Source organism: Sinomonas sp. (assembly GCF_036848755.1).
Lineage (GTDB): Bacteria > Actinomycetota > Actinomycetes > Actinomycetales > Micrococcaceae > Sinomonas.
The window spans coordinates 1-7,551 of sequence record NZ_DAIUJO010000145.1 but is presented as its reverse complement, the minus strand read 5'-3'; the positions used below and the strand labels follow the sequence as shown (position 1 = coordinate 7,551).

The 7,551-nt window shown below is 64.9% G+C and carries 11 protein-coding genes; 3 read left to right on the top strand and 8 right to left on the bottom strand.

Annotation, left to right across the window (positions count from 1 at the left end; all coding sequences use genetic code 11):
- Positions 1-161: 161 nt before the first annotated feature.
- Entirely contained in the window at positions 162-635 is a 474-nt protein-coding gene (locus V7053_RS16820) for a hypothetical protein (RefSeq protein WP_334173422.1), read from the top strand.
- Between the two features lie 601 nt (positions 636-1,236).
- Here V7053_RS16820 and V7053_RS16815 read toward each other — a convergent pair.
- From V7053_RS16815 to V7053_RS16780, 8 genes are all read right to left on the bottom strand, one after another.
- Positions 1,237-2,322, bottom strand: a complete 1,086-nt coding sequence (locus tag V7053_RS16815; protein ID WP_334173421.1) for an integrase core domain-containing protein — start codon at positions 2,320-2,322, stop codon at positions 1,237-1,239.
- Entirely contained in the window at positions 2,313-2,657 is a 345-nt protein-coding gene (locus tag V7053_RS16810; protein ID WP_334173420.1) for a hypothetical protein, read from the bottom strand. The genes V7053_RS16815 and V7053_RS16810 overlap by 10 nt, the downstream gene beginning before the upstream one ends.
- Positions 2,658-2,755: 98 nt before the next feature.
- On the bottom strand, positions 2,756-3,127 hold the full coding sequence (locus V7053_RS16805; protein WP_334173419.1) for a type II toxin-antitoxin system VapC family toxin: 372 nt from the start codon (positions 3,125-3,127) through the stop codon (positions 2,756-2,758).
- Between the two features lie 2 nt (positions 3,128-3,129).
- Positions 3,130-3,372 (bottom strand): toxin-antitoxin system HicB family antitoxin, encoded by a 243-nt coding sequence (locus V7053_RS16800; protein WP_334173418.1) that lies wholly within the window; start codon positions 3,370-3,372, stop codon positions 3,130-3,132.
- A 326-nt stretch (positions 3,373-3,698) separates the two neighbouring features.
- Positions 3,699-3,899, bottom strand: a complete 201-nt coding sequence (locus V7053_RS16795) for a hypothetical protein (RefSeq protein ID WP_334173417.1) — start codon at positions 3,897-3,899, stop codon at positions 3,699-3,701.
- 36 nt (positions 3,900-3,935) lie between these two features.
- On the bottom strand, positions 3,936-4,526 hold the full coding sequence (locus V7053_RS16790; RefSeq protein WP_334173416.1) for a hypothetical protein: 591 nt from the start codon (positions 4,524-4,526) through the stop codon (positions 3,936-3,938).
- A gap of 310 nt (positions 4,527-4,836) precedes the next feature.
- Positions 4,837-5,760, bottom strand: a complete 924-nt coding sequence (locus tag V7053_RS16785) for an SDR family NAD(P)-dependent oxidoreductase (RefSeq protein ID WP_334173415.1) — start codon at positions 5,758-5,760, stop codon at positions 4,837-4,839.
- Positions 5,757-6,077 carry a DUF1330 domain-containing protein gene (locus V7053_RS16780; protein WP_334173414.1) on the bottom strand — a complete coding sequence of 107 codons (321 nt, stop codon included), beginning with the start codon at positions 6,075-6,077 and terminating at the stop codon, positions 5,757-5,759. The genes V7053_RS16785 and V7053_RS16780 overlap by 4 nt, the downstream gene beginning before the upstream one ends.
- Positions 6,078-6,251: 174 nt before the next feature.
- Between V7053_RS16780 and V7053_RS16775 the strand changes: the two genes are divergently transcribed.
- Both V7053_RS16775 and V7053_RS16770 read left to right on the top strand, forming a co-directional pair.
- Positions 6,252-6,860, top strand: a complete 609-nt coding sequence (locus V7053_RS16775) for a TetR/AcrR family transcriptional regulator (protein WP_334173413.1) — start codon at positions 6,252-6,254, stop codon at positions 6,858-6,860.
- A gap of 22 nt (positions 6,861-6,882) precedes the next feature.
- The gene (locus V7053_RS16770) at positions 6,883-7,125 is read left to right on the top strand and encodes an SRPBCC domain-containing protein (RefSeq protein ID WP_334173412.1); all 243 of its coding nucleotides are present in this window, start codon (positions 6,883-6,885) and stop codon (positions 7,123-7,125) included.
- The last annotated feature ends 426 nt before the right edge of the window (positions 7,126-7,551 follow it).

Below are 7,551 nucleotides of genomic sequence, written 5' to 3'. Positions count from 1 at the left end.
AGTGCCGGGGACGTTTGGGGGCGGTCCGGACGAACATTCTGGGCGCCTCTTCGGCATCGCGATCTTGAGCACGGCTAACTACTGGAACCGTCGTTCCGCGCTCTTCTGCGTTCTCCGGGGGTCAGACCCCCACGCAGCGCAGACGAGACAATCTGTGTCGGGTGGATGTTCACGATCCAGAGTCGCTGGACGCGGGAAAGGATGAGGGAGAGATGGCACAGCTCACGGTTCGCGCCGGCAGGGCCTACATGGTCACAAGCCCGGAACGAGAGGCCGCGCTGCGCGAGCTGCGAGACGTCCTAGGCAACGGCGGAGTGGATGTCGACCTGAAGATCACGCACTACGAGCCGGGGAGGAGGGGGCTCCCGCCGCCGTCATTTCCCGAAGAAGTTGTGGTCTTTATTGGCACGGGCGTCGGCTCAGGCCTTATCGGGGTGATTGTCACAGACGTCTACAACAGGACGAAGCAGTGGGCAAAAAGACGATACGAGGGGAAACGTAAGAAAGCTCAAGATGCCGAGAAGGATCCCGATCACGTGAAGGGTGAGCGATTTACGATCTATGGTCCCGATGGCAAGGTCTTGAAGACTTGGACAGTCGACAAGGACGGCGAGCACGAGACCGACGGCGGATAGCGGGGTGGCTCAGTGACGGATGTCTTCGCTCACGAGCGGGGGCGCCCGTGCGCACGGCGCGGCAGCATGCCTTTGCGAACGTCAGGGCGCCTGCCGCCCTGCCTCGCGTTGCGACACGCACGAGCGGGATTCGAGCAGGGATCCTTCCTATCCCGACGGCGTCACGTACGACTCACAAGCCTCGTCGGCATCGGAGCCATCGAGGTGGACCTGTAGTGCGACCCCGACGACTCGGCCGTCGCTGAGCCGCGCACGGCGCTGGACTGTTCGGCTTTCGCTTTGACAGTAACGGCATGGACGGGTCTCGCCCGTAATGACTGGATCATCCGGCAGGAAGTCGCCGCAGAAGTCGCTCACGAAGAACATTGTCCCAGTTCCGCCTCGCCGCGCGGGTGCTTATCCGCCCTGTCCACGGCGGTCGTCTCTGGTGACCATCCCCTTGCAGACCGGGCCAACGCCGGTTGGCGCACCGATCAGGAGGATCTGCTCTCAAACTGTGAGGAGGACGGCTCCCGGCCAGCCGCGCCCGAGTCGGCGCTCGGGGCGCCCGAGGCGGCGAATCTGACCTGTGTCTGACTTCGCGATAGAGATCCCGGTTCGATTACGCAACATCATCGGGTCTCGGGTCGGGTTGCTGCTGGGGTCGATTTCGATGGTAGGCGAGGCGGCGGAGGCGTGCGGTCTCCAGTCCGGCTTCGCGGGCTTTGCGGATCGCGGGACCGCGTCCGGTGTGCTCGTCGTCGGGGGTGACATACCCGATGCCGGCATGGAGCCTGACCCCGTTGTATCTGGCCCGGATGACGGCGAGCTCTGCTCGGAGAACGGCCGGGTCGGTGATGGCCTCGAGGTGGGGGTTTTCGGCCTTGAGGTGCCCGTTGAAGCTCTCGATCCAGGCCTGGTCGGTGGGCGTGCCCGGCCGGCCGAAGTGGGTGGCGATGGCGCACAGCGCCATGAACTTGCGGGTCGAGATCGACGTCATCTGCGACCCGTTGTCCGACACTGCCAGCAGGATCGGGAGCCGGTCATCCTCGACGTCGGGGTCGACGGGCTCGTCGGCTCGCGCCTCGACCAAGGCGAGGAGGCCTTCGGCGGCGAGGGCATCGGTGAAGACGATCTCGACCTGGGTGGAGGTCTCCTCGGAGCTGACGATGTCGGCGATCCACTTGCGGGACACGAGGTCCTCGACGATCGTCACGGCCATCCCGGCCCGGGTGAAGTGCGTGGTGTCGTAGATCCAGATCTGGTTCGGCCGGTAGTCGACCCAGTCAGGGAACGGCCGCCTAGCCGAGGTCCCCGGCCGTGGCGGCGGGTTGAGATCCAGGCCCTGAGCAGCCAGAACGCGTCGCACCGACGCCGGGGAGACCCATACCCGTCCCAGATACGAGCCGCGGTGGGCGAGCTTGCGATGGGAGCGGTCGATGTCTCCCCACTCGTGGTAGAGCGCGACGATCTCGGAGATCTCTTCGGGGAGCAGACCGTGGAGAGGGCTCCCGCCAGGCGCCTTGTCCTCCAAGGCGTCGCCGCCGCGCCGGGCCCGCCAGCGATGGGCTCGGACCTCGCCCAGCTCCAGATACCGGGAGGCGGCGCGCAGGCTCCAGCCGCCGGCGGTGGCCTTGTCGATCAGGTCGAGCAGGCCGGCCTTGGTGGCCGCGTCGACACGGGCGGGGACCCGGCCACTCAGCCCCAACCCCCTTTTCCCTCGACCAGCATCAACTTGACCGCCATCTCCTTGACCGCCTCGCCCAGACGGGCGGCATCCGCCCGGGCGGCGTCGAGCTCGGCGTCGCGCTGGGCCGCCTTCACGCCCGGACGTGACGCCGCCAGGGCATCGAGCGCGCCCTGCTTGGCCACCGTGCGGATCCGCAAGATCGTGGTTCGGTCCACCTTCCACGCCTCCGCCGCCTCGGCCATCGTCACCTCGGCTCGGACCAGCTGCAAGAAGATCTCGTACTTCTGTGACGGGGTCAAGAACCGCTTCGCTCGACGGCCGCCACGATCGCTTCCCCGGGTCGGATCGGACATGATCAGATGCTCCTCCACTGCTCGTGGAGACCCGCGGATGCTGCTTGATTCCAAGCCGTTCGTCTATCGCGAAGTCAGGAGCAACACAAATCTCTCAGTTACAGGACATCCACCACGCACTGGATGCCGGGAGCCGCTGCCAGCCTTGCATCAGTAGTCAGCAGCGACGTGGCGGACAGCATTTCCGTGAGAGCAACGTATGTTGCGTCGTAGGCCGAAAGGTTGTGGCGTAACGCCCACATCCGGCCCCGAAGCCAGTCCGCCGGAAACCGGGTGAGACTGAGTCGAACGAAACCGTCCATCGCAGCGGTCGCCGCGTCTTCGGTCAAATCTCCTTGATGGGCTAGCCGCCGCAGAACGTGCGTGACCTCGCTGTCAATCAGGTGCGGCGCCACCAACTCCTCATCGCCAAGTGCCTCCGGTTCAAGATCACCGACGAGAACGCCAACCAGCACGCCGGCATCTACCACCCTCACTCCTCGCGGCCCTCCTGCAGCGCAGCGAGGATGTTCTCGCGCGCCACCTTCCTGCGGACCCGTGCTCTCGTTTCGGTAATGACTCGGGCGTTGAGTTCGACGACTTCGGCTCGACGGGCCAGATGTTCGAGCTCACGAAGCACGTATCGGTTCAACGAGAGCCTCTCGGCCTCGGCCGCCTTCGCCAGCGCCTCATGCACGTCGTCGGGGACGTCTCGGATCTGGATCACTTTGGCCACCGCGTCATCCTACCTGAAGAATGGGTGCAGGTTGCACCCATTTTCCTGGTGGCGTCTCGGCCCCCGCCATCTCGAGCGCAGAACATCGGGACACCATTCACAAGGAACACGACGGCCGGCTCCACCGCCGACGCCCTAATCGGCGATCTGGCGTCTCAGCTCATCTCGATGAGCTTCCGTACCTCCCGAGCATAATGTTCCGCCGGCGCGGTGCGCGGCGAGATCGCCTCGGAGCCGGCGTTGTAGGTCATCGCCAGATGGGATTATGGGACGGACTTGTCGAGTGTTATGGGACGGGGGTGGCACGGCTCTGCCCGCGCCCAAACTCAGTCGACAGGCTCGTTGACTTGGGGCGGCGACTGGGGGGCTGCGGCCGCGGGATGGACTCCCTCGGGTCGCGATCCTCCGGCTGGTTCCGGCGACGCGAAGAAACCTTGCCCCTCGGGAATCTGCAGCTCCGCAGCCTTGCGCGTCTCCTGGGCTGCGGTCTCACGGTTGGAGGGTTGCGCGGACTGGTCCTCAGACACGTTGGCGGCTCCTTGCTAATGAACCCATCTGTCATGCTACCGGTGGACAACCGCGGGCCTCGGCACGAAGACCTGATCACCCCATGACCAGCCCTTGCCGAGCATTCTCGAAGAGGTAACCCCAAACGACACACGCCAACCGACAAGTTCGAGAAAGAGCTCCGGGATGGGAAAGACCACCGTGGTTGTCAGCGTCTCGCCGCCTTCCACGAATGACTCCCCAAAGACCGCATCGGCATCCCAGTGCAGGCCGTCGACCAAGTTGGCGCCGACCTTGAAGACCTCGGTTACACGGACCTTTGCGCCTTCATGCTTCGCGAAGCGGATTCGAAATATTCCGGCGCCAACCATCGCCGGTCTGGCGGTCAACACGACACCGCTATCGGTGACATGGGCTTCGGCTGAGATGGAAGCACTCGCCTTCCGACCGTAGAAGATCGCGACGAGCGCACCTCCCACTACACCGGTAGCCGTCGCGACCGCGGTGACCACGTCGGTCCAATGCAATCCGCTCGTCGAGAGGTTCAACACCGCAGGCTTGTGATCGACATGTCCGGCGATGATGAGCGCTGCAGCCGCGCCACCTAGGACCAGCAGGGCGAGCCTCAACCATCGGCCGATGTCCATAGGATCAGGAGGGTAATCCGGGCATGAGACGGCCAAAGTCACCAGTCACAGGTGCTTCGCGACCCAAGCCGCGCCAGCCTCAGCCCGATCTGCGTATCGACCTCAACCCGGCGTTCCGGGGCGTATCCGCCGGCGATCACCGTGAATGTTTTGAGATACCCTCGGACCGTCATTCGGGGCGCATATTCCGCGTCGCGATCCTGAGTACGGCTAACTACTGGACCGTCGTTCGGGGCTCCATAGAGCACTCCTCTTGGCGATGTTCTGTTCGCGGACTCGGTGTGCTCTCGATTGGCGCCTCGCCCAGGAGTCATACGGTGATGAAGCGGTGGATGGCCTCATTGGCGTGGTCCTGGTACGCCGGGTTAGCTAGGTCGGGGAGGAAGTCTGCTTGGTTGACCATGGGACCTTTGAGTGTGTTGGCTGCGCTGGCGTAGAACACGCCGCTTGACAGGGTCGGGTCGGTGACGCCGTCGACCAGTCGCTTGGCGCCCACGTCGAGGGTGTGCGAGAGACCGAGCGCAGGCATGACGTACTTGGCCCCGATGCGCATCGGGAGTGGGAGGTCACTGGCTGCTCGGGTGCCCGTGGTGTTGCCGGGGCTCACGGTGACGAAGCGTCGGTGGGGGTGTTGGCGGCCCAGGTAGGCCATCCAGAGGGCGCCGATGTACTTGGCCTGTCCGAACGCGAGGTTGAAGTCGGCCTTCTTGCCGGCGAAGTAGCTTCCGTTGATGACGGTGGTGAACTCGTCGGTGGAGTGGGAGGCCCACGAGGGCCCCTTCATCCGCAACTTGGGGACCCCCCGGACTGCTTCGCTTCCGGCGAAGACCGCGACCTCTCGGAGCCGGTCCTCGGCGAGGAGCCCTTCGAGGAGGACCACGTGGCCAAGAACGTTGGTTGCGAACACGGTGGTGACCCCGTCAGCGGTCAAGCCCATCGACTGTGGGCCAATGACTCCGGCGTTCATGACCAGCGCGTCGAGGGATCCTTCGATGGCCGCCCCGCCGGCGCGAACCGAAGCCAGGTCGGCGACGTCCATGACGATGATCTCGAAGATGGACCGGCCAGTCGTAGCTTCGAGCTCAGCTCTCGCCGCCGTCGCCCGGTCTTTGTTTCGGCAGGCCAGGTAGATCCGCTCGAACTCCGGCCGCAACGCCAGCTGCCTGGCCACTTCCTTGCCGATCCCGGCATTGGCGCCGGTAATGAGCGCGGTCTTCCCTGCGAGCGCCCTCATCGGACTTCCCGGTCGTCATCTGTGGTCGCAGGGTGGCCGTCGAGCAGACTGAACCGGGCATCCATGGCGACCTGCCGGACATCGATGAGGCGCTGATATTCCGGCGAGTTGTACCAGTCGAGAGCCGTCTCGCGGTCGGCGAATCGCACCAATGCCCCCGACGTGAGGGAGCGATCGCCGTGCAGCACTTGCCAGTTCCCGGCGGCGATCACCTCACCTCCGTGCTTTTTGGCGGTCTGCCCTGCGATAGGAGCATATCGCTCCTTGTAGATAGTTGGGTCGTTGACTGTGAATTCGACGAGCACGTATGCGCTCATGTTGTTGCTCCCTCGTGGTTGGTTGCTTGAGCCGTCACCCAGAGCGCTCTTGCCTGTCGATCCGTCGTGCGTTGCTGGGTCGTCTCTAGAGATCTCTAGAGACTGGGTGCTGTAACCCACTCTGACAGATAACGACTGGGTTGTCAAACCCAGAACGCCGGGTACGATGCGGGCATGGTCAACGAGACGAGTGGCGGCCGGCCGAAGCTCACTGCCAAGGGAGCACGCGTCCGGGCGCGGATAGTGGAGGAGGCTGCGGCCTTGATCCACGAACGCGGGGTTGCAGCGACCACGTTGGAGGACGTCAAGGTGGCGGCAGACGTCAGCGGATCGCAGATGTACCACTACTTCCCCGACAAGCGAGACCTCGTGCAAGCGGTCATCGACTACCAAGCCGAAGGCATCGTCAGTCGCAATCGGCGCGCCCTCAGCGGCGCCAACGGCGTCGAGACCTGGCAGACCATGGTGCTCACAGCAGCGAAGCGCACCAAGGCCAAGGGAGGCTGCGCACTTGGCTCGCTCGCGGGTCAGCTCGCCGAGAGTGACCCCGAGGCCAGGACCCTCATCGCAGCCGGGTTCGATCAGTGGGCTGTCGCCATCGCCGACGGACTCAGATCCCTGCATGCCGACGGGAAGCTCCCGGCCGGTGTCGAGCCGGACGACCTCGCCATCACCCTTCTTGCCACGCTCGAGGGTGGGCTCCTGCTGTCTCAGGTGTACCAGGAAAGCCGTCCGCTCGAGACTGCGATCAACACCCTCCTCGCCTTTGCCATCGGCGGATGAGCCCGCACGCCATCGGAATGTCGTGACCGTTCCTCGCGTAGGGGAGACGTTCCGTATCGACCTCGCCGAACGCCTCGAGCGGGACCGTCGAGAAGGCAGTGCAGAGAAGCCGCCACCTGCACTCATCGGGATCACACTCAACCCGGCGGCCGACGGCACAAACGTCAGAGTGCAAGTCTCCGGCCTACGCGCAGAGGAAGCCGCCGTCTACGAGCAAGCGTGGGCCCGTCACCTTGACCAGATCGCGGCAGCGCTCAGGTTCTGAACCTGCGGACTGGGTCTTGACCAGCTGGACTGATGTGGAACCTGCCGGCCGGTGGACCTACCTGGCAAGCACAGAACGACCGCGCGCAGCAGCCATCCAAGGCAGCCCGCCTTGCGCCCTATTCGGCGATCTGGCGGGCTCTTCGCGAGTGAGGGTGTGGCTGGGCGGGGTGTGAGCATCCGCGTGTGAGGGCCGGGGTCCTCCGATGATGGGGAGTTCCTACACACCCCGACCGGAGGACCCCGACTTGTCCGACGCTACTGGCGCGGCCGGCTTCGCCCCGCCCGATCTCACGTCGTTCTGCCGTTTCGATGGGCTCGGGTTGGTGGTGACCGGCCAGCGCCTCGAGCCCGACCGCGCCGAGCTCGCCTGCTACGCCCGCAACCAGCGCCTCGCCGACGCCATCCACCTGTGGGCCTTCGCAGC